Origin of the sequence: Acinetobacter junii CIP 64.5 (assembly GCF_000368765.1) — a bacterium.
In the GTDB taxonomy this organism is placed as follows: Bacteria; Pseudomonadota; Gammaproteobacteria; order Pseudomonadales; family Moraxellaceae; genus Acinetobacter; species Acinetobacter junii.
The window spans coordinates 1418506-1439924 of sequence record NZ_KB849655.1 but is presented as its reverse complement, the minus strand read 5'-3'; the positions used below and the strand labels follow the sequence as shown (position 1 = coordinate 1439924).

General features: G+C 39.6%; 29 protein-coding genes. 27 read left to right on the top strand and 2 right to left on the bottom strand.

Going from position 1 to position 21419, the window contains the following annotated elements:
- Positions 1–59: 59 nt before the first annotated feature.
- From rplN to rplQ, 17 genes are all read left to right on the top strand, one after another.
- Entirely contained in the window at positions 60–428 is a 369-nt protein-coding gene (gene rplN, locus F948_RS12420) for a 50S ribosomal protein L14 (protein WP_004657680.1), read from the top strand.
- A gap of 9 nt (positions 429–437) precedes the next feature.
- Positions 438–755 carry a 50S ribosomal protein L24 gene (gene rplX / locus F948_RS12415; RefSeq protein ID WP_004909354.1) on the top strand — a complete coding sequence of 106 codons (318 nt, stop codon included), beginning with the start codon at positions 438–440 and terminating at the stop codon, positions 753–755.
- 15 nt (positions 756–770) lie between these two features.
- Positions 771–1307, top strand: a complete 537-nt coding sequence (rplE, locus tag F948_RS12410) for a 50S ribosomal protein L5 (RefSeq protein ID WP_004909351.1) — start codon at positions 771–773, stop codon at positions 1305–1307.
- Positions 1308–1316: 9 nt separating this feature from the next.
- The gene (rpsN, locus tag F948_RS12405) at positions 1317–1622 is read left to right on the top strand and encodes a 30S ribosomal protein S14 (protein ID WP_001074624.1); all 306 of its coding nucleotides are present in this window, start codon (positions 1317–1319) and stop codon (positions 1620–1622) included.
- 11 nt (positions 1623–1633) lie between these two features.
- Positions 1634–2029, top strand: coding sequence for a 30S ribosomal protein S8 (gene rpsH / locus F948_RS12400; RefSeq protein ID WP_004964328.1), 396 nt, complete (start codon positions 1634–1636; stop codon positions 2027–2029).
- 13 nt (positions 2030–2042) lie between these two features.
- Positions 2043–2576 carry a 50S ribosomal protein L6 gene (rplF, locus tag F948_RS12395; RefSeq protein ID WP_004909344.1) on the top strand — a complete coding sequence of 178 codons (534 nt, stop codon included), beginning with the start codon at positions 2043–2045 and terminating at the stop codon, positions 2574–2576.
- 14 nt (positions 2577–2590) lie between these two features.
- Complete coding sequence (gene rplR / locus F948_RS12390) at positions 2591–2941, top strand: 50S ribosomal protein L18 (RefSeq protein ID WP_004641044.1); 351 nt, start codon at positions 2591–2593, stop codon at positions 2939–2941.
- 2 nt (positions 2942–2943) lie between these two features.
- The gene (gene rpsE, locus F948_RS12385; protein ID WP_004657688.1) at positions 2944–3441 is read left to right on the top strand and encodes a 30S ribosomal protein S5; all 498 of its coding nucleotides are present in this window, start codon (positions 2944–2946) and stop codon (positions 3439–3441) included.
- A gap of 6 nt (positions 3442–3447) precedes the next feature.
- Positions 3448–3624, top strand: coding sequence for a 50S ribosomal protein L30 (gene rpmD, locus F948_RS12380; RefSeq protein WP_000849088.1), 177 nt, complete (start codon positions 3448–3450; stop codon positions 3622–3624).
- Between the two features lie 3 nt (positions 3625–3627).
- A complete protein-coding gene (gene rplO, locus F948_RS12375) occupies positions 3628–4068 on the top strand; it encodes a 50S ribosomal protein L15 (RefSeq protein ID WP_004964322.1) in 441 nt (146 codons plus the stop codon).
- A 45-nt stretch (positions 4069–4113) separates the two neighbouring features.
- The gene (gene secY / locus F948_RS12370) at positions 4114–5433 is read left to right on the top strand and encodes a preprotein translocase subunit SecY (protein WP_171053828.1); all 1320 of its coding nucleotides are present in this window, start codon (positions 4114–4116) and stop codon (positions 5431–5433) included.
- Between the two features lie 20 nt (positions 5434–5453).
- Positions 5454–5570: a 50S ribosomal protein L36 gene (gene rpmJ / locus F948_RS12365; protein ID WP_000867907.1), complete on the top strand. Its 117-nt coding sequence runs from the start codon at positions 5454–5456 to the stop codon at positions 5568–5570.
- 107 nt (positions 5571–5677) lie between these two features.
- Positions 5678–6034, top strand: coding sequence for a 30S ribosomal protein S13 (gene rpsM / locus F948_RS12360; protein WP_000090815.1), 357 nt, complete (start codon positions 5678–5680; stop codon positions 6032–6034).
- A gap of 19 nt (positions 6035–6053) precedes the next feature.
- Positions 6054–6440 (top strand): 30S ribosomal protein S11, encoded by a 387-nt coding sequence (rpsK, locus tag F948_RS12355; protein ID WP_001040166.1) that lies wholly within the window; start codon positions 6054–6056, stop codon positions 6438–6440.
- A 12-nt stretch (positions 6441–6452) separates the two neighbouring features.
- Complete coding sequence (rpsD, locus tag F948_RS12350) at positions 6453–7079, top strand: 30S ribosomal protein S4 (protein WP_004909337.1); 627 nt, start codon at positions 6453–6455, stop codon at positions 7077–7079.
- Positions 7080–7097: 18 nt separating this feature from the next.
- Positions 7098–8105: a DNA-directed RNA polymerase subunit alpha gene (locus F948_RS12345; RefSeq protein ID WP_004660372.1), complete on the top strand. Its 1008-nt coding sequence runs from the start codon at positions 7098–7100 to the stop codon at positions 8103–8105.
- A gap of 18 nt (positions 8106–8123) precedes the next feature.
- Positions 8124–8489: a 50S ribosomal protein L17 gene (rplQ, locus tag F948_RS12340; RefSeq protein WP_004641032.1), complete on the top strand. Its 366-nt coding sequence runs from the start codon at positions 8124–8126 to the stop codon at positions 8487–8489.
- Positions 8490–8603: 114 nt separating this feature from the next.
- Here the strand turns inward: rplQ and F948_RS12335 are convergent, their stop codons facing one another.
- Positions 8604–9155 carry a hypothetical protein gene (locus F948_RS12335; RefSeq protein WP_004964313.1) on the bottom strand — a complete coding sequence of 184 codons (552 nt, stop codon included), beginning with the start codon at positions 9153–9155 and terminating at the stop codon, positions 8604–8606.
- A 372-nt stretch (positions 9156–9527) separates the two neighbouring features.
- Between F948_RS12335 and F948_RS12330 the strand changes: the two genes are divergently transcribed.
- Positions 9528–11018 (top strand): flavin-containing monooxygenase, encoded by a 1491-nt coding sequence (locus tag F948_RS12330; RefSeq protein ID WP_004909331.1) that lies wholly within the window; start codon positions 9528–9530, stop codon positions 11016–11018.
- Positions 11019–11140: 122 nt separating this feature from the next.
- Positions 11141–11641: a DUF2059 domain-containing protein gene (locus F948_RS12325; RefSeq protein WP_004964310.1), complete on the top strand. Its 501-nt coding sequence runs from the start codon at positions 11141–11143 to the stop codon at positions 11639–11641.
- A 47-nt stretch (positions 11642–11688) separates the two neighbouring features.
- On the opposite strand, the gene F948_RS12320 is transcribed toward F948_RS12325, so the two are convergent.
- Positions 11689–12861 carry an acyl-CoA dehydrogenase family protein gene (locus tag F948_RS12320; RefSeq protein ID WP_004909327.1) on the bottom strand — a complete coding sequence of 391 codons (1173 nt, stop codon included), beginning with the start codon at positions 12859–12861 and terminating at the stop codon, positions 11689–11691.
- Between the two features lie 184 nt (positions 12862–13045).
- On the opposite strand from F948_RS12320, the gene F948_RS12315 reads away from it, so the two are divergent.
- The 8 genes from F948_RS12315 to F948_RS16170 all read left to right on the top strand — a co-directional run.
- Positions 13046–13303 (top strand): FAD assembly factor SdhE, encoded by a 258-nt coding sequence (locus F948_RS12315; RefSeq protein ID WP_004909323.1) that lies wholly within the window; start codon positions 13046–13048, stop codon positions 13301–13303.
- A gap of 115 nt (positions 13304–13418) precedes the next feature.
- The gene (locus F948_RS12310) at positions 13419–13685 is read left to right on the top strand and encodes a hypothetical protein (RefSeq protein ID WP_227556735.1); all 267 of its coding nucleotides are present in this window, start codon (positions 13419–13421) and stop codon (positions 13683–13685) included.
- 211 nt (positions 13686–13896) lie between these two features.
- Positions 13897–14103 (top strand): hypothetical protein, encoded by a 207-nt coding sequence (locus tag F948_RS12305; protein WP_171053826.1) that lies wholly within the window; start codon positions 13897–13899, stop codon positions 14101–14103.
- Positions 14104–14461: 358 nt separating this feature from the next.
- On the top strand, positions 14462–15544 hold the full coding sequence (locus F948_RS12300) for a hypothetical protein (RefSeq protein ID WP_004964298.1): 1083 nt from the start codon (positions 14462–14464) through the stop codon (positions 15542–15544).
- Between the two features lie 88 nt (positions 15545–15632).
- Complete coding sequence (gene rrtA, locus F948_RS12295; protein ID WP_004951830.1) at positions 15633–16202, top strand: rhombosortase; 570 nt, start codon at positions 15633–15635, stop codon at positions 16200–16202.
- A gap of 153 nt (positions 16203–16355) precedes the next feature.
- Positions 16356–18566 (top strand): TRAP transporter large permease subunit, encoded by a 2211-nt coding sequence (locus F948_RS12290; protein ID WP_004964294.1) that lies wholly within the window; start codon positions 16356–16358, stop codon positions 18564–18566.
- Positions 18567–18963: 397 nt separating this feature from the next.
- Positions 18964–21165, top strand: a complete 2202-nt coding sequence (locus F948_RS12285) for a TRAP transporter large permease subunit (protein ID WP_004964292.1) — start codon at positions 18964–18966, stop codon at positions 21163–21165.
- Between the two features lie 128 nt (positions 21166–21293).
- Positions 21294–21419 (top strand): DUF4372 domain-containing protein (locus F948_RS16170; protein ID WP_004908418.1); only part of this gene is annotated, 126 nt, incomplete at its 3' end.

Below are 21419 nucleotides of genomic sequence, written 5' to 3'. Positions count from 1 at the left end.
GAGTACTCTTTGAGCCTTTCGAAATTGTGACCGGTGATGCTCGGTTTTGGAGTAGGGCAATGATTCAAACCGAAAGTATGCTCGACGTAGCAGACAACAGTGGTGCACGCCGCGTACAATGTATTAAAGTACTAGGTGGTTCACATCGTCGTTATGCTTCTGTTGGCGACATTATTAAAGTTACTGTAAAAGAAGCAATCCCACGCGCACGTGTTAAAAAAGGTGACGTGATGAATGCTGTAGTTGTTCGTACAAAATTCGGCATCCGTCGTCCAGATGGTTCAGTTATTCGTTTCGACGATAACGCAGCTGTTATTTTGAATAACAACAAAGCTCCGATTGCTACTCGTATCTTCGGACCAGTGACTCGTGAACTTCGTACTGAACAGTTCATGAAAATCATTTCATTGGCTCCTGAAGTTCTATAAGAGGCAATCATGGCTAAGATTAAAAAAGGCGATCAAGTAATTGTGATCGCAGGTAAAGAAAAAGGCAAACAAGGTGTTGTTTTGTCTGTTTCTGAAGATCGAGTTAAGGTCGAAGGTCTTAACTTGGTGAAGAAGCATCAAAAGCCAAACCGTGTAACAGGTGCTGAAGGCGGTATCGTTACTCAAGAGGCGACGCTTCATATCTCTAACGTGGCAATTTTTAATGCTACAACCCAAAAGGCTGACCGTGTTGGTTACCAAGTGATTGATGGCACGAAAACTCGTGTTTATAAATCAAATGGTGAATCAGTGGCGGCAGCGAAGTAATAGGTTGAAAAGGCAATGGCCAGACTTAAAGCACGTTACAATGACGAACTTAAAGCAAAGTTAAAAGAAGAACTTGGCATTAAGAATGTGATGGAAATTCCACGCATCACAAAAATCACTCTTAACATGGGTGTAGGCGCAGCTGCAACTGATAAGAAATTATTAGACGGTGCTGTTGCTGATATGCAACTCATTGCTGGTCAAAAACCAGTTGTGACACTTGCTCGTAAATCAATCGCTGGTTTCAAAATCCGTGATGGTTGGCCAATTGGTTGTAAAGTTACTTTACGTGGCGACCAAATGTACGAATTCTTGGACCGTTTGATCTCTATCGCGATTCCTCGTATCCGTGACTTCCGTGGTTTTTCTTCAAAATCATTTGATGGTCGTGGTAACTACTCTATGGGTTTAAAAGAGCAAATCGTTTTCCCTGAAATCGATTTTGACAAGATTGATCGTATTCGTGGTTTAGATATCACAATTACGACAACTGCTCGTAGCGATGACGAAGGCCGTGCGCTTATGCGTGCATTCGGCTTCCCGTTCAAATAAGAGGTCGATATGGCTAAGAAAGGTATGATTAATCGCGAATTGAAACGCGAAAAGACAGTTGCTAAATACGCTGCAAAACGTGCTGAATTAAAAGCAACGATTGCAAATGTAAACGCAAGTGACGAAGAACGTTTCGAAGCGATGTTAAAGTTACAAGCATTGCCACGTAATGCATCTCCAGTACGTCTTCGTAACCGCTGTGGTTTAACTGGTCGTCCTCATGGTTACTTCCGTAAGTTCGGTTTAAGCCGTAACAAATTACGTGACACAGTAATGCAGGGTGATGTACCAGGCGTTGTTAAGGCAAGCTGGTAAGGAGCGACTAAATGAGTATGCAAGATACCGTTGCCGACATGTTAACACGTGTTCGTAACGCACAAATGGCGAAGAAACAAGTTGTTTCTATGCCTTCTTCTAAGTTGAAAGTTGCAATTGCAAACGTACTTCAACAAGAAGGTTATATTTCAAATGTAGAAGTTGCTCAAGATGATGCAAAATCTACTTTGACTATTACGCTAAAATATTTCGAAGGCAAACCAGTTATCGAAACGGTTAAGCGCGTAAGCCGTCCAGGTCTACGTCAATACCGTGGTAAAGATAAACTTCCTAGCGTTAAGCAAGGTTTGGGTATTGCAATTGTTTCTACAAGCAAAGGCATCATGACTGATCGCGCTGCACGTGCTGCGGGTGTTGGTGGTGAAGTTATTGCTTTTGTTTCTTAATAGGTGATTCCTCATGTCTCGTGTGGCTAAAGCCCCAGTAACTGTACCTAATGGTGTAACAGTTACTCAGAACGGCCGGCAGGTCGAAGTGAAAGGCAGCAAAGGTACATTGTCTTTCAACCTGCATGCGCTGGTCGAGCTAAAACAGGAAGAAGGTAAACTTCAACTTGCTCCAGTAAAAGAATCGAAAGATGCTTGGATGCAAGCTGGTACTGCTCGCGCTGTATTGAACAACCTTGTAAAAGGTGTTAGTGAAGGCTTCGAACGTAAACTACAACTTGTTGGTGTAGGTTACAAAGCTGCTGTTAAAGGTACTGTTGTTAACCTAGCATTAGGTTATTCACACCCGATTGACTACGCTTTACCTGAAGGTGTAACAGCGGAAACTCCAACTGCAACTGAAATCATTTTGAAATCAGCAAACAAGCAGTTGTTAGGTCAAGTGGCAGCGGAAATCCGTGCATACCGTTCTCCTGAACCATATAAAGGTAAAGGTGTTCGTTATTCGGATGAAGTTATTCTTCGTAAAGAAGCTAAGAAGAAATAAGGCGCGAGGTTCTTATGAACGAAAAGAAACAAACCCGTTTGCGTCGTGCGAAAAGCACACGCTTGCACATCCGTGCATTGGGTGCGACTCGTTTGTGTGTAAACCGCACTCCGCGTCACATCTATGCTCAGGTTATTTCAGCAGATGGTGGCAAAGTTTTAGCGCAAGCTTCAACTTTAGATGCATCTTTACGTAGTGGTACTACTGGTAACGTTGAAGCGGCTACTAAAGTAGGTGCTTTGATCGCAGAACGTGCTAAAGCAGCTGGTGTTACTAAAGTTGCATTTGACCGTTCTGGTTTTAAATATCATGGTCGTATCAAAGCCTTGGCTGATGCTGCTCGTGAAGGCGGCTTGGAGTTCTAATCATGGCGAAAGTTGAACAAAACGAAGGTCTCGTTGAAAAGCTGGTTGCCGTTGATCGTGTAGCCAAGGTTGTTAAAGGTGGTCGTATCTTCTCTTTCACAGCATTAACTGTTGTGGGCGATGGTAATGGTCGTGTAGGTTTTGGTCGTGGTAAAGCACGTGAAGTTCCAGCTGCTATTTCTAAAGCACTTGAAGCTGCTCGTCGCAACATGATTACTGTAGACCTTGCTGGTACTACTTTACAACACCCTGTGAATGCTCGTCATGGTGCAAGCCGTGTATACATGCAACCTGCTTCTGAAGGTACTGGCGTAATTGCTGGTGGTGCTATGCGTGCCGTTTTAGAAGCTGCAGGTGTACATAACGTACTTGCTAAATGTTATGGCTCTACTAATGCTGCTAACGTAGTAAACGCAACTTTCAAAGGTTTGCGTGATATGACTTCTCCTGAGAAAGTCGCTGCGAAACGTGGTCTTTCAGTAGAACAAATTCAAGGGTAATCAATCATGAAAACGATTAAAGTTACCCAGACTAAATCTTCTTCGCATCGTTTAAAAAATCATAAACTTTGCCTACAAGGTCTAGGTCTGCGTCGTATTGGTCATACTGTAGAAGTGCAAGATACGCCTTCTAACCGTGGTATGATCAACAAAGTTTACTATATGGTTAGTGTAGAGGAATAAGCCATGACTCTGCGTTTAAATGAACTTTCACCTGCTGAAGGTGCAAAGCGTGAAAACCGTCGTTTAGGCCGTGGTATCGGTTCTGGCGTTGGTAAAACTGGTGGTCGTGGTATCAAGGGTCAAAACTCACGTAAAAGTGGTGGTACTCGTCCAGGCTTTGAAGGCGGCCAAACTGCGTTATATCGTCGTTTACCTAAATTCGGTTTCACTAGCCAAATCGCTTTGAAAACTGCTGAAGTGCGTTTGTCTGAGTTGAATAAAGTGGAAGGCGACATCGTTAGCCTTGAAACTTTAAAAGCTGCGAATGTTGTTCGTCGTGACCAGATTCGTGCTCGCATCGTGCTTTCTGGTGAAATCACTCGCGCGTTCACTGTACAAGGTGTTGCGTTGACTAAAGGCGCTAAAGCTGCTGTTGAAGCTGCTGGCGGTAAAGTCGAGGAGTAATCTCGAGTGTCTATGACTCCTAGTTCTACTGGTCATGTTAACATGATGAAAGGCCAGCCGTTTCATGTGAAATATCGTGAAATTATCCGCCGATTAATGTTTTTAATTGGCGCGTTATTGGTCTTTCGACTAGGAGCGCATATTCCGTTGCCGGGTATTGATAATGTAGCGCTGGCACGTTTTTTTAAAGCTAATGAAGGTACCTTCTTAGGTTTATTTAACATGTTTTCTGGCGGTGCATTAGAACGCATGTCGATTCTAGCGTTAGGTATCATGCCGTATATTTCTGCTTCGATTATCGTGCAGTTAATGTCGACAGTGATCCCTTCGTTAGAGGCTTTGAAAAAAGAAGGCGAGCAAGGCAAACGCAAGATTAATCAATATACACGTTACGGAACTTTATTCCTTGCACTAGTGCAAGGGGTGGGGATGTGTGCTGGTCTCATTAGTCAGGGTATTACTTTGACTTCGGGATTGGCATTTTATGTTCCAGCGGTAACTTCATTGGTTGCTGGAACAATGTTCTTGATGTGGTTAGGGGAGCAAATTACTGAACGTGGTGTCGGTAATGGTATCTCAATGATCATTTTCGCAGGTATTGTGGCAGGCTTACCAAACTTGGTAATTCAGTCATTTACAACAGTACAAAATGGTCAAGGTAGTTTAATTGGTTTAGCTGTATTTGGATTATTATCTTTAGCAGTTTTAGCTGCGATTGTGTTTATTGAAAAAGCACAACGTCGTATTCCAGTGAACTATGCTCAAAAACAGCAAGGGCGTCGTGTATTTACTGCACAGCAAACACATTTGCCATTGAAAATTAATATGGCAGGTGTAATCCCAGCAATTTTCGCAAGCTCATTGTTATTATTTCCAGCGAGTTTGGGGCAATGGCTAGGTAGTGCTGATCCTAATGCAGGGATTATTAAGCGTAGTCTGCAAGACTTGGCATTGGTGTTATCGCCTGGACAGCCGTTATATTTAATGCTCTTTGGTGCGTTAATTATTTTCTTCTGTTATTTCTATACCGCGCTTGTTTTTAGCCCGAAAGAAGTTTCAGAGAATTTGAAACGTAGCGGAGCGTATGTGCCTGGTATCCGCCCAGGTGAGCAAACGGCTCGTTATTTAGATCATATCCTTAATCGTTTGACGTTTATTGGTGCAATCTACATCACCGTTGTGTGCTTAATGCCGATGGTTTTACAAAGTTCATTTGGTATTCCATTCCATTTGGGTGGAACATCATTGCTTATTGTAGTTGTTGTAGTGATGGATTTTATGGCGCAACTTCAAGCGCATCTAACTTCGCATCAATATGATAATCAAACGTTAATGAGAAAAACGACTGCTCATCCTCAGGGATAAGCGCACTTAGAGGTTTCATCATGAAAGTACAAGCTTCTGTAAAGAAAATCTGTGGTAGCTGTAAAGTTATCCGTCGTAATGGGGTTATTCGCGTGATTTGTAGCGCAGAACCTCGTCATAAGCAGCGTCAAGGTTAATTTAATTAAGACCTGTTGATTTCAGTAGGCTAATTAGGTTATTATCCGCCCCTCAAGATTTTTGTGGGGCGGTTGATTATCTTGACTGCCTTTTTGGAGAAAATTGAATGGCTCGTATTGCCGGTGTAAACATTCCGGATAACAAGCATGCTGTTATCTCTCTCACGTATATTTTTGGTATCGGCCGCCACACTGCTAAGAATATCTTAGCTGCTGTAGGTATCACTGAGACTACAAAAATTCGTGAATTAGATGATGCTCAGCTTGATGCGATTCGTGCAGAAGTTGCTAAGGTTCCGACCGAAGGTGATTTACGTCGCGAAATTTCCATGAACATTAAACGTTTAATGGATTTAGGCTGCTACCGCGGTCTTCGTCATCGTCGCAGCTTGCCTGTTCGCGGACAACGCACCAAAACTAACGCACGTACCCGTAAAGGTCCGCGCAAACCGATTAAAAAGTAAGATTTCTGGAAGCTAAAAGATGGCTAAAGATACTCGCACACGCAAGAAGGTCACTCGTACCGTCTCTGAAGGTGTTGCACACATTCACGCGTCTTTTAATAACACCATTGTAACGATTACCGATCGTCAAGGTAATGCATTGGCTTGGGCTACCTCAGGTGGACAAGGCTTCCGTGGTTCACGTAAATCAACTCCGTTCGCTGCTCAGGTAGCTGCTGAAGTTGCTGGTAAAGCAGCTTTAGATTACGGTTTGAAAAACCTAGACGTCCTTGTAAAAGGTCCTGGTCCAGGTCGTGAGTCTGCGGTTCGTGCATTAGGCGCAGTGGGTTATAAGATTAACAGCATTACCGATGTGACTCCAATTCCTCACAACGGTTGCCGTCCACCTAAAAAACGTCGCGTGTAAGGAGAAACATTCATGGCTCGTTATATTGGTCCAAAATGCAAACTCTCTCGCCGCGAAGGGACAGACCTGCAACTTAAATCTGGCGTTAAACCATTTGACGTCAAAACAAAAAAAGCTAACAAAGCACCTGGTCAACATGGTCAGGCACGCGGTGGAAAGCAATCTGAGTACTCACTACAATTACGTGAAAAACAAAAAGTACGTCGTATGTACGGTGTGTTAGAGCGTCAATTTAGTAATTACTATAAAGAAGCAGCTCGTGTTAAAGGCGCAACAGGTGAAAACTTGTTGAAATTGCTTGAAAGCCGTCTTGATAACGTAGTTTATCGCATGGGTTTTGGTTCTACACGTGCAGAAGCTCGTCAGTTAGTAAGTCACCGTTCTATTACTTTAAATGGTCGTCGTGTAAACATTGCGTCTATTCAAGTTAAAGCGGGCGATGTAATTGCAGTGCATGAAGGCGCTAAACAACAATTGCGTATTAAAAACGCGATTGAATTAGCTGCTCAACGTGGTATCCCTGCTTGGATGGAAGTTGACCATTCTAAGTTAGAAGGTACGTTCAAAGCTGCTCCAGATCGTTCTGATTTACCTGCTGAAATCAACGAAAGCTTGATTGTAGAATTGTATTCTAAATAATCCTTGAGGTAGCAATAAATGACGCGTACTGCAAACGAGTTTCTAACTCCGCAAGCGATCAAGGTCGAAGCGGTGAGCGGGACCTCGGCAAAAGTGATTCTGGAACCTTTAGAGCGTGGCTTTGGTCATACTCTAGGTAATGCTTTACGTCGCATTCTATTGTCTTCTTTACCTGGCGCTGCTGTGGTTGAAGTAGAAATAGAAGGTGTCGAGCACGAGTACAGTACTTTAGAAGGCTTGCAGCAGGACATCGTCGAGCTCTTGCTGAACCTAAAAGGATTGTCTATTAAGCTGTTCGATCAAAACGAAGCATATTTAACATTAGAGAAGCAAGGTGCAGGTGACGTAACAGCAGCTGACCTTCGTTTACCTCATAATGTTGAAGTGGTTAACCCTGATCATTTAATTGGTACTTTGAGTTCTAGTGGTTCATTAAAAATGCGCCTTAAAGTTGCTCAAGGTCGTGGCTACGAAACTTCTGATTCACGCTTCCCAGAAGGCGAAACTCGCCCTGTAGGTCGTTTACAATTAGATGCTTCATATAGCCCGATTAAACGTGTTTCTTATACCGTTGAAAATGCGCGTGTAGAACAACGTACTGATCTTGACAAGCTAGTGATCGATCTTGAAACAAACGGTACTGTTGATCCAGAAGAAGCAATCCGCAAAGCGGCAACAATCTTGCAACAACAAATTGCAATTTTTGTTGATCTTCAGAAAGATCAAACTCCAGTTGCTCAAGAACCTCGCGAAGAAGTTGATCCAATTTTGCTTCGTCCAGTAGATGATCTCGAGCTAACTGTTCGTTCTGCTAACTGTTTGAAGGCAGAAAATATTTACTACATTGGTGATCTTGTTCAACGTACCGAAGTTGAGTTGTTAAAAACTCCTAACTTAGGTAAAAAATCGTTAACTGAGATCAAAGATGTTTTGGCATCGAAAGGTTTACAACTCGGCATGCGTTTAGAGAACTGGCCACCTGCTAGTCTCCGTATGGATGACCGTTTTGCCTATCGTAGCCGTTAATTAAGTAGGACTATCACCATGCGTCATCGTAATAGTGGTGTGAAATTAGGCCGTACAAGCAGCCACCGTAAGGCGTTGTTCCAAAACTTAACAAATGCTTTAGTTGAGCATGAGTTAATTAAAACAACTTTGCCTAAAGCGAAAGAACTTCGCCGCGTTGCTGAGCCTTTAATCACTTTAGCTAAAAACGATACAGTAGCAAACCGTCGTTTAGCGTTTGCTCGTACTCGTTCTGCAGCAACTGTTGGTAAATTATTTACCGTTCTTGGCCCTCGTTACAAAGAGCGTAACGGCGGTTATCTACGTGTTCTTAAAGCGGGCTTCCGTGCAGGTGATGCTGCACCGATGGCTTACGTTGAACTCGTTGACCGTGAAGTAAAATAATACTTCTACGTGTAGAACAGTCAGTTGTTCCAAAAAAGGTCGGTGTAATAACCGACCTTTTTTATTGTTTAAGGTTAAGGACATTGTATTCAAATGTATTGATGGAGCATTAAGTTAAGCAATTATTTTTAAATTATTCCTTTCAATTGGCGGTAAGTAGATCAAGAAACCTTGAATAATTTGGTCTGAATATTCTTCTGAGTACGCTATTCTGTAGTTTGTTTCTATCTCAACAGGAATAATTTCTCCAGCCAGGCTACTATCTTCCGTATATTCAAGATAATGTCTATCACCTTCAAATTGAAAGTTATATTGTATTTTGACTGAATCTAACCGATCTCCTATTCCTAACAAACCTAATAATTTTCCACGATATCCTTCGCCTACATAGATGAATTCTAGTCTATTTGTATCTGCATTGAATGTTAGCGTAATGCTTTTATTCCAATAACAACATATTTCACTAATAGGATGTTCACTTGGCTGTACTAAATTTCGGTGTAAAACTAGCCATTTATTTTGCTCATAAGATAAGTTGTCTGATTCTTCATAATCATGAATGATTTGAAAATCTGAAACTGCTTTAAAGGTGTTGAAATTTAACCCTAATGCAATTCCTGCAGCAGATTGAGCTGGTATAATTTCAGCAAATAAATTCGGAATCAATGGTACACACTCTTCACGGTTTGTTTATAGGATTATTCGCTTTCAAAACAAGGTATATGAATTATTTAAGCTTCCTATTTACATTAAAATTTCATTATAAATTGCCTCTACATTTGATGTGCTTAATCTATTTTATGTTCTATAAATATTAATTAGTTAAATTAATTTTTTTGTAATAAAGTAAGGATGTATTCTTAATTTCCAGTTTCAGAAATTAGCAAATCCAAGCAAAAATCTCAGGATTTTTTTACCCTCTTTTTTTCAAAATGTCCCGAACTGATATAAAAAAACCTATGAATGACTAAACTTGACATTGTGTATTGTCAAATTTGTGCTTTAATAAAGACATGGTTTATACAGGGTATAAAAAAAATGGAAAAGCAAGTTGATGTTTTAATTATTGGTGCAGGTATCTCTGGGATTGGGTTAGCTGTGCATCTTTCTAAGAACTGCCCGCAACGCCAATTTGAAATTTTAGAGCGTCGTGATAGCTTTGGCGGGACTTGGGATTTATTCCGTTATCCTGGTATTCGTTCTGATTCAGACATGTCTACTTTTGGTTTTAACTTTAAACCATGGGCAAAAGAAAAAGTTTTAGCAAGCGGTCCTGAAATTAAAGGTTATTTAGGTGAAGTCATCTCTGAAAATAAATTAAAAGAGAAAATTCACTTTGGTCATCGTGTACTTTCTGCAAACTATGATTCTGCTAAGAAAAAGTGGTTGGTTGAAATTGAAGACAACAACAAGAAGAAGCAGACTTGGTCAGCTAATTTTGTGATGGGATGTACTGGTTACTATAATTATGACCAAGGTTATGCACCACAATTCCAAGATCAAGATAAATTTAAAGGGCAATTTATCCATCCACAACACTGGCCTGAGAATTTAGATTATAAAGGCAAAAAAGTTGTAATTATCGGTAGTGGTGCAACTGCAATTACACTTGTTCCTTCAATGGTAAAAGGTGGGGCAGGTCATGTAACCATGTTGCAACGTTCTCCAACTTATATCGCAACAGTGCCTTCAATTGACTTTATTTATGAAAAGACACGTCGATTCATGTCTGAAGAAACAGCATATAAATTTACTCGTGCTCGTAACATTGGCATGCAGCGTGCAATTTATGCATTAGCACAAAAGCATCCTAAAACTGTTCGTCGTTTGCTGTTGAAAGGAATCGAGTTGCAGTTAAAAGGTAAAGTGGATATGAAACACTTTACTCCAAGCTATAACCCATGGGATCAGCGTTTGTGTGTTGTTCCTGATGGTGATTTATTCAAAGCTTTACGTGAAGGTCAAGCAAGTATTGAAACAGATCAAATTGAAAAATTCACCGCAAATGGTATTCAGTTAAAATCTGGTAAACACTTAGAAGCAGATATTGTGATCTCAGCAACTGGTTTAGAGATCCAAATCTTGGGTGGTGTGCAAGGTTCAATCGATGGTAAGCCACTTAATACCTCTAAACACATGTTGTATCAAGGTGTGATGGTGAGTGATGTACCGAATATGGCAATGATTATTGGTTATATCAATGCTTCTTGGACATTAAAAGTTGATATCGCAGCTGATTATATTTGCCGCTTGATTAATCATATGGATAAGAATGGCTATGATGAAGTGATTGCTCATGCTGACCCAAGTCAGTTTGAACAGGATACTATTATGGGTAAATTGTCTTCTGGTTATATCGCACGTGCAGCTGATGTTATGCCAAAACAAGGTAAGCAAGCGCCTTGGAAAATTACCAATAACTATCTTGCAGATCGTAAAGATCTAAAAGATGCTAAGTTTAACGATGGCGTATTGCAATTCCATAAACGTGGTGAGCAAGCGGATCGTAAGCCTAAATTAGTTTCATAAATTTTTTGTTTGATAAAAAAAACCTATGTTAATACATAGGTTTTTTTATTTCTAAATTTTAATTTCTGTTAAGAATTCGAGTATATTGATTCAAAATTTAAATAACGATCAAGGAATAAATCATGAGGTTAGGCTTGCTTTTAATAACTTTAATGTTAAGCACAGCGACTTTTGCAGACGATATTAAAAAGAAAGAGACGGTTGCACAGAAGCTAGTATCCATGGACGGAACTGAACAAGGTTTACAGAACACTGATAAAATGATTATTGAGCAAATTCGTATGCGACTGCCGAAAGATATTCCTGAGCAGTTTTATGTTGATTTGAGCAAGAATTTGAATAGCGAAAAACGAAAGCAGTTTATCGTTCAACGTTATGTGGAAACTTTTAATCAAAAAGAATTAGAAGCAGCGTTGAAATTCTATGAATCTGCTGAGGGAAAGGCTTGGGCGAAGAAAGCAAGTGGTATTGGTGGCGAGATTGCTCATTTCACAACACAAGATGCTCGAGCAGCACTGAATACTACGATGCAACAACATGCTGATCATGCCACTATAAAGAAAATCATGATGCGTATGAATCCTCAAGATGCACAACACTCAGAAAAAACACAACAGAAGTGATTTAAAAAGGGATAGCATTATCGATAGTGCTATCCCTTTAGATCTTATTATAGGGTGCGAGAAATCAGCTCTTTCATGATTTCATTGGTTCCAGCATAAATACGGTTTGCACGGTTGTCGATGTAGGCACGTGCGATTGGGTATTCAAGCATATAACCGTATCCGCCATGCAATTGTAAGCATTCATCTACAACTTTAGAGAACATGTCTGAAATTTTGTATTTGGCAGCCGCAGCAGCATCGACACCTAGACTTTCTTCTAACTGTAATTCCATGCAACGATCTAAATAGGTACGACAGAAATCAATTTCAGTTCTTAGTTCAGCTAGCTTAAAGCGAGTATTTTGGAAAGTCCCAATTGGTTTTCCAAATGCTTTACGGTCTTTAGTATATTGAACTGTATGTGCAAAAGCTGCTTCAGCACCTGCTTGGCAAATAATCGCAACTAACATACGTTCCCATGCTAATTCTTTCATGAGCATGATAAAGCCCATGCCTTCCATACCTAGTAAATTTTCTTTTGGTACGCGGACGTTGTCAAAGAAGAGTTCGCATGTATCTTGTCCTTTCATACCAATTTTGTTTAAAGGTTTACCTTTACTAAAACCTGCACGATCTGCTTCGACAATAATTAATGAAAGATTGGCTGAACCTTTGTCGCTGTTACCTGTTTTACAAACTACAATTGCCATGTCGCAAAGATAGCCATTGGTAATGAAAATTTTAGAACCATTGATAACGTATTCATCACCATCAAGTACAGCCGTTGTACGAACAGCTTGCAAATCTGAACCTGTGCCTGGTTCTGTCATAGCAATAGCTGTAACCGTTTCGCCTGATGCCATTTTTGGCAACCATTTTTGCTTCTGATCTTCATTACCAAAATTATTAATGTAATTAGCAACGATATCTGAATGTAAAGAAAAACCTGTGCTTGAATCCATCGCATATGCTTGTTCTTCTATCAGAATCATACTGTAGAGTCGATCAACACCTGAGCCACCATATTCTTCAGGCATCGTTGTGCATAACAAACCTAGCGCACCAGCTTTGTTCCATAAATCGCGATCTACGTGCTGCTGTTTCTCATACTTTTCGATATTGGGAACAACTTCTTTTTCGTAGAACTTACGAACAGTTTCACGGAATGCTTCATGGTCTGGAGTAAAAAGTTTACGTGGAAGCATGTTTGGAATTGGACGAATGGCACCTGATTGCATTTGTTATTTTTTCCCTAGTTCATTGGATTAAATGATCATCATGAAGATACAAGAAAGCTGAATTATTCAACAATGTGATCAATGCTCATTTTGATTGATGTATTTGGTCACCTTATAAAAATCTATGCGCAGATAAAACTGGATCAGGTACACTATGCTATCTTTGTTGCAAGTGGAATAAGTAATGTCTGATGAAATGACACTGGAAGAGCGCAAGGTGATTTATCGTGCACGTCGTGGGTTAAAAGAAATTGATGTGTACTTTGACCCTTATGTTAAACAATATTATTTGACTGCAGACCCAACAGAAAAAGCATTATTTGCAGAGTTGGTGGATCAAGAAGATCCTGATTTGTTGGATTGGTTCATGGAGGTGGGTGAGCCACCACGTGAAGAGTTAAAAGCGTTTATTTTAAAATTAAAAAAATATGTACACGGCTAAACGTATTTTTGAGCTGCAATCTAGTCGATTTTCGCTAGGATTGCAGCTGTTTTGTTTTTTGGGTATCAATATCCTGCTTTATCAATTATTGTCAGCTTTTTTATGGTTAGTGTGCTTGTTGATTATGGGATGGGCGGGCTGGTCGGCATTAAACAAACCGAAAATAAATCAAATTGAGTATCTCTGTGACGATGATTGGTCGATTCGTTTTGATGGAGTAGAGCCTAATATCGAGCAAGGAAAATTACTCAAAATTATTGATCATCATTTATATATTGTGCTGCATTTTTCTAATATTGAATCAAAAACATGTGTAATTTGGTGGGATCAATTGTCTTTAAATCAATGGAAAATGCTCAAATTACTCTCAAAAATTGCATAATTGTTAGACAAGTCTACATTTGTATAATTAAATTAATTTAATATAAATCATTTAGATAGTGTTTTTTTACTCAAATTTAAAAACAATTGTTAGATTAAATACTCTAAAAAATAATGAAAATTATGATTGTCAGACAATCTGAGCATCAAGATCGTTACCTTTTCGCTAAAGTACAAACACCAACGTAAAGTGTGGTGGAGGTCCTAAAATGATGGAAATTCCAACATGGTCGTTTCTGGTGATTGCAATCGTTTTTGCAATTGTAATAGGAAGAGCAGGAACTTTACTCAGGGAACTTCTTGAATCACATCAACGTAATGTTGCAGTGACCAAGAGAAAGAGATTGAAGGTGTCATCAATATATCACAATCCCGTTAATGCTGATGTCGAACGTCGATCTAGTATCTATCAAAAGTAGATACAAAAAGTGTAGGAGGTCTCTATGGAGATTTCAATGTGGATGTTTCTAGTAATTGCAGTCGTTATGGCGATTGTTATAGGAAGAGCTGAAACATCACTCAAGGATTACTTTCAACAAAACTAAAAGATAAAGAGTTTCAAGTTTTTACCAGTTAATAAGTAGCATGTGCTGAACCGTCGCAATGCTACTTTTTTTTGCCTAAAATTTTTGTATTTTCAACTCTCTGTCAATTCTCTTATCTGTGAATTGTGTCAGAATGCGCATGTTAAATTAGAGCAATTACTCTTTAATTCAAGTATTGCATCTGATAAGGTACGTCTAAAAGGAAAAACAAATTAATTAGAGGACAGGAAGAATGTCTAAATTCCAAAAAATGGGACAGGGTGTGGCGGTTGCGTTACTCACAACATCAATATTATCAGGGTGTTCACAAATCATTAAAACAGGGGCTAATGTCGCATTAAGTTTTAGTGAAAATCATATTGTTCCACCAATTTTGGCGATGGATGACGCCGAAATGGTGTGTAATTCAGGTAATGCCTTAACTCCAGCGGTGATGTCAACCAAGGATATGGGTGCTGATCCAACACGTATGGCGGTGTTATTGTATACCTCAGCAGGTATTTGTGCTGAAAATAAAGCCTTAGAAGCGGAACTCCGCTATTTGCGTGCTTCGAAAGCAGGTCAAGTTTCTGAAGCTCAAGATGCTCGTATTGAACAAAAACGTTGGGCGGGGATTGCTGCTGAACGTCAATATGCAGGTTATCAACTTTTTGCAAATCGTTGGGAATCAAAATATAAATATAAATTGGGTGATTCATGCCCAACAATGCGCAATGATTTAGATCAGACAGTTTACCTTTTAGGGATGGTAAGTGGTCTGCAAGCGATGACCAATGATATTAACTCTGGTGGTGCAATCAATGTACCGAAAGATATTGCGGGTATTGTAGAACGTGGTATGGCATGTCTAGATAATGAAAAGTTCTGGGGCGCTCCAATGGCGACTCGTGCTGTGATTTGGACATTATTACCAGGTGCTGGTGATGGTAAACCTGAACCTTATGCAACGATGAAAGAATCGATGCAAATTGGTGAGAAAAAAGGTGTTCGCTTAGCACATGCACTTTATGCTGTTGCTGCACAAGCAAGTGGTGATGATGCAAAACTTAGAGATGCATTCCGTTCATATGCTGCTGCAACAGGGGAAGATAAACCTGCAAACCCTCAATTTAGATTAATTGACAAAATGGCAGGTCTAATGGTTCGTGGAATTGCGGATCGTTACTGGACAGAAAATACTGGCATACGTGCTACCGATGAAGGTCTATCAACATTCTGGGATGATAAACAAGAAAGTTCTTCAGAATTAGATGAGCTATTTGATGGTGGTGGGGATGGTGCGTCTGCTCCTGCAGAAGAGACCCCACCTCAGTAACCTAGATTAAACGACCTTTTACATTATTTAAGTAGATTACTGGTTAATGTTGAATGTAAAAGGTTCGTTTTAAAAGAGGGGTACGTAAATGAAAGATCAAATATGGATACGGAAAGTCATATTGATCGCAGTATGTATTTCGATCTCTGCAAGTCTGCAAGTTTTTGCTGATCATTTCATCTATTGGAAGCCTAGTGTACTGGTCGAAGTCTGGCGTTTATGGACAGCCCATTGGGTACATGTTGGATGGATGCATTTCTTTTTGAATATGCTTGCATTTGCTTGTTTACCTTTTATTTTTCCACATGCGCGTAATAGACATCTAGTTTGGTTGTTATTACTGTTACCACCATTTATCAGCCTCATTTTTTATTTTTACTTTCCTTATATTGAAGCTTATGCAGGTTTATCAGGCGTATTGCATGGTCTTTATACAGCGGTAAGTTTGGTTTATCTAAAATATCCAAAGGAAAGAACATTCGCAATTTTAGTTTTAGTGCTCATATTTGCCAAACTTGTTTGGGAAAATACCTTTGGTCAAACAGGTACAGCACAATTAATAGGAAGTCCTGTACTAACAGAAGCACATTTGATTGGAGCAATTGGAGGTGTATTTTGTGGACTTGGTTATTTGCTATTAAAAAGGATTAAGAAATAAAAACATTAAGTCACTTTCATACAAACTTATCAACAACTTAGACGGTTTAAATAGGGATTGGTTATCAAGAGGGTGTTATTTCTCTATCAACCATATACATCGCATGATTCAACATCTTTGGATGGATGTTGAGAACAATAAAGTGGAATAGACATGCAACATGATCAAGAGAAAAAATCTGGATTAGGTCTGCTCAGCCATATATGGACAGAGTGGATTTCGACCTTTGTCATACTTTTCTTGCTTCTAATGACATTGGTTATTGGAACAGGTGAGATGATTCATGGTCAGCTTTTACGTATGGGGGAGCGCCTTTATGGTGATCCTGATACTGGAATGCAATATTCATTTCTACGTGCTGAACCAGAGAAACCAACCTGTGACAGAAATCCAAATATAGATGCACAAGTTCAAGAGCAAATGAAAATCAATGCTGCTGATGAGTTTGCGAGTATGTTTGGTGTAGCCTCTGAGGCAGATGTTCGAGCTTCGCTGATAGCGGCTCAGCAACAATGTGATGAGAAATACCAATTCTACGATAAGGCAATGAAGCATATCGAAGCCAATCCTAGTGTTCGTACTTATCGTAAAATTGAAACTAGTTTCTTTGGTATCTTTAAATTAGGTGCAGAGAACCGCGCGTTATTCCTCGTTATTATGGTTGTATTTGCTGCAATCAGTGCAACATTGAAAGCGCATCACATTGGTTTACGTAGTCCTGCTACTAAAACTGATTTCCGTGTTTATGGTATTGCGATGTTGTTGGGTAATGCATTACTCACATCATCTGTGATTAGCCAATATAAATCGGTCATGAATTCAGGTGTTCCGATCACACCAGAAATGAACGTGATTTATTGGTTGTGGATGATATTGTTTGGTGTGCTGACACTCATCAGTTTATTTCAAATGATCAAACCACCAGCTGCAACTCGTGAAGGTGGTAATGTCGGTTTAGCCATCCTCAGTATTCCTTTATATGCCTATATGGCGATTATCACCGGGGTTGCATTTACTTTCTTCATGGATTATCCAATGGGGCAAGGTATTTATCTGGGACAGTTGGTTGAATTGTCGAATATTTTCTTGAATCTAGCCTTGTTTATTTGGGCTGGTATGTTGCTCAAGCAAACACGTATTGTTGATTTATTCCTCAATATCTTACGTCCTTGGAATCTGGCTCCAGAGACTTTAACTTGGTTGATCCTTCTTGCAGCGGCATTACCAACAGCCTATACAGGTGCATCAGGTATTTTCGTTATCGCTGCGGGTGCGATTATTTATAAAGAAGTGTGGAATGCGGGTGGACGCCGTCAGTTTGCTTTAGCAGCAACGGCGCTATCGGGTTCAATGGGTGTAGTTCTACGTCCATGTTTATTGATCGTAGTAGTCGCTTCACTGAACAAAGAAGTAACGACTGATTTGCTTTATAAATACGGGATGTACACATTCCTATTAACCTCAACGTTATTCTTGGTGATTGCATTATTCTTTGCAGAACAAAAATTCCGTATTGCACCATTTAAAGTTGCATTGCCTAAATCATTACGTGCATTCGTACCTGTATCACCATATATCGTGATCTTTGTTTTGATTTGGTTATTCTACAAACATGCATTAGCAACTGATCTCAATGAATTTACTGCACCTGTAATGATGCCTGTGATTCTATTGATGATGGTATTGTTTGATAAGTTACGTAAAGAACCTGCACCGTTGGCGCCTGTTGGTCATTGGGACAGTACTTTGAATAGCTACACATTGCCTGCGGATGGTAGTCAACCTGCACCAAAAATTAATCCAGAAGATGACCCACGCAAACCAGAGCGTAATATCTCCTTTGCTAAAGCATTGCATGCTTCTTCAAGTGAAACAGTAGGGCATATCGGTGCACTTGTGATTCTGATGGCGCTTTCAGTGAGTGTCGGTGGTTTCCTTGAGCAAATTCATATCATGGAAGCATTCCCGCAAGATATTAATAATATTGTTGTCGTGATTACGTTGATTGTATTATTGATGATCTTCGTAGGTATGATCATGGATCCATTTGGTGCTGTGATTCTGATCACGGCTACAGTCGCACCTGTTGCATATCAATATGGTATTGATCCTGTTCATTTCTGGATGATTGCGCTTATTGGTTTTGAGTTGGGTTATGTCACACCTCCAGTTGCGTTAAACCATCTCTTGGCTCGACAATCGATTGGTGATGCGGAAGTGGCTGAAGCAGATGCAGAAGTTCGTCATTTGTCTTTCTACTATCGATATGAACGTTGGATATTGCCTTTATTGGTGATGGTACCTGCAATCTTAATTATTGCTTACGTTCCGTATTTCTTTAAATTGTTTGGTTGGTATAACTAAACTAACAATAAAAAAAGCACCTTCGGGTGCTTTTTTTATTTCTCGAAATAGCTCATCAATTTTCTCTAAATAAGAAATTTGAATAAATTTGAGATAGTTAATCGTTTTAAATATTTTTGCCAAAGATTTTGCAAATCCAAGTAAACCAGTATGCTTAGACAGTAGGTTAAATGCTTTTAATATTTTTACGGTTAAAATTATTCATTGTTTAAATTGATAAAAAAAACTTACAAAAAAGTGATTGCAGTCATTATTTTTTAGAAAAGTTTGCTGCAAATTTAGGCGGTTTAAAAAGGGATTGGTTCCGAAGAGGGTAATTCATTTATCTATCAACCAAGGACAACGCATGATTCAACATCTTTGGATGGATGTTGAGAAAAAATAAACTGGAATACACATGCAAAATGATCAAGACAAAAAGTCTGGATTAGCTCGTTTGGGTTATATCTGGAATGATTGGATATCTACATTTATCATTCTTGCTTTGTTGCTAATGACTTTGCTTATTGGTACTGGCGAAATGATTCACGGTCAGATGCTCCGTATGGGTGAGCGTCTTTACGGTGATCAAACTACAGGAATGCAGTACTCGTATTTACGAGCTGAACCTGAAAAACCTTCTTGTGATCGACATCCTGACATCGAAGCACAAGTTCAAGCCCAAATGAAAGCAAATGCTGCGGATGAGTTCGCAAGCATGTTTGGTGCTGCTTCTGAAGCAGATGTTCGTGCTTCTTTAATGGGTGCGCAACAACAGTGTGAAGAGAAATATCAATTTTATGATAAAGCTATGAAGCATTTGGAAGCACATCCAAGCATTCGTACATATCGTCAAGTTGAAACATCTTTCTTCGGTATCTTTAAGGTTGGATCGGAAAACCAGACTGTTCTTTTATTAGTTATGGTCTTGTTTACGTCAATTACAGCATCTTTGCGCTACCACCATATTGGTTTACGTGCGCCAAAAAGCAAAATTGACTATCGTGTTTACTCAACTTTGATGATCTTGGGTAATGGATTATTAAGTGCTTCTGTTTGGAGCCAATATCAGTCCTTACTCAATTCTGGTGTTGAAGTTACAGCTAAAACGATGGCGATTTCATGGTTATGGATTATTTTATTCGTAGTCATGACCATTATCAGTGTATTCCAATTATTCTTGGTCCCTAAAAATGCTCAAGAAAAAGGAAATGTTGGTTTAGCATTCTTAAGCGTACCTTTATATGCCTATATGTCACTTGTGACAGGTATTGTTTTTACCTTCTTCATGGATTATCCAATGGGGCAAGGTATTTACCTCGGTATTTTGGTTGAATTCTCAGGGATTTTCTTAAATCTAGCATTGTTCATTTGGGCAGGTATGTTGCTGACTCAAACGCGTGTCATGGATTTGTTCCTGAATATTTTACGTCCATGGAACTTGGCTCCAGAAACTTTAACTTGGTTAATCTTGATTGCAGCAGCGATTCCAACAGCATATACAGGTGCTTCTGGTATTTTCGTTATTGCAGCTGGTGCGATCATCTATAAAGAGGTTTGGAACTCTGGTGCACGTCGTCAATATGCCTTAGCGGTATCGGCAATGTCAGGTTCACTAGGTGTAGTGATCCGTCCTTGTTTACTTGTGATTTTGATTTCGATGCTTGATAGTCGTCATGTGACTTCAACAGAGTTATTTGATCACGGTATTTATGTCTTCTGGCTAACCGCATTTATTTTCTTAGGCGTTTCATTGATTCTTGCTGAAGAAAAATTCCGTGTGAATTCACCGAAAGTTGCTGTACCTGGTATGTTACGCGCGTGTATTCCTGTGATTCCTTATGTGATCATTGGTTTGGCCGTGGTGATGTTCTATAAGCTTGCTTTAGATACATCAATCAATGAATTTACAGCACCAATGATTCTTCCATTGGTATTAATCGCGATGATTTTGTTCGACAAATTATTTGCGGCTAAACATCCAGTACCAGTAACAGATCCTAAACATGAAGCTTTAGTTCGTGAGCATGAGAAAAAGTCTGAGTTCTTAAAGTCGCATGATCCACATGGCAGCAAAGGCTTTGGTTTTGGTGGGGCTTTACGTTTTGCAACATCAGAAACTGTAGGACATATTGGTGCATTGATCTTGTTGATGGCTCTGTCTGCAAGTGTTGGTGGTCTAATCGAACGTGCAGAAGTGGTTGAGTTATTGCCTACACACTTGGGCAATATCTATATTTCACTGGCATTTATTGCGCTTTTACTAGCAATTATTGGTATGACAACCGATCCATTCGGTGCGGTAATTCTTGTTGCTGCAACGATTGCTCCAGTGGCTTACGAGAATGGTATCCATCCAATTCACTTCTGGATGATCGTATTGGTTGCATTTGAGTTTGGTTATGTGACACCGCCTGTTGCGCTGAACCATTTGTTGACGCGACTCTCCGTCGGTGATGAAGAGGTTACGGCAGCTGATAAGGAAGCGAAAGAGAAATATACAAGTTTCTACTTCCGATATGAGCGTTGGTTATTACCTATTATCGTATTGTTCTCATCTTTAGTGTTGGTAACTTACGCACCATACATTTTCCAAATGTTTGGTTGGTATAAACACTAACTCTTATCTCCTAAAAAAGCACCTTCGGGTCACTACTGTCCCATAGTTTGCTTTAAATAAAAAAACCTGAGTCTAAATAGTTAAAATATGAATGCAAACAAACACTTTAACTATAAAGGACTCAGGTTTTGTCACATCAGAATACCGTATTTCATCAATTACTCAAACCCATTCTAAGACAAGATTTTGAACGTCTGGCTAAACTGCACCACTCTGGGCAAAAATTAAGATCAGCCACCCGCTGGGATCAGTTT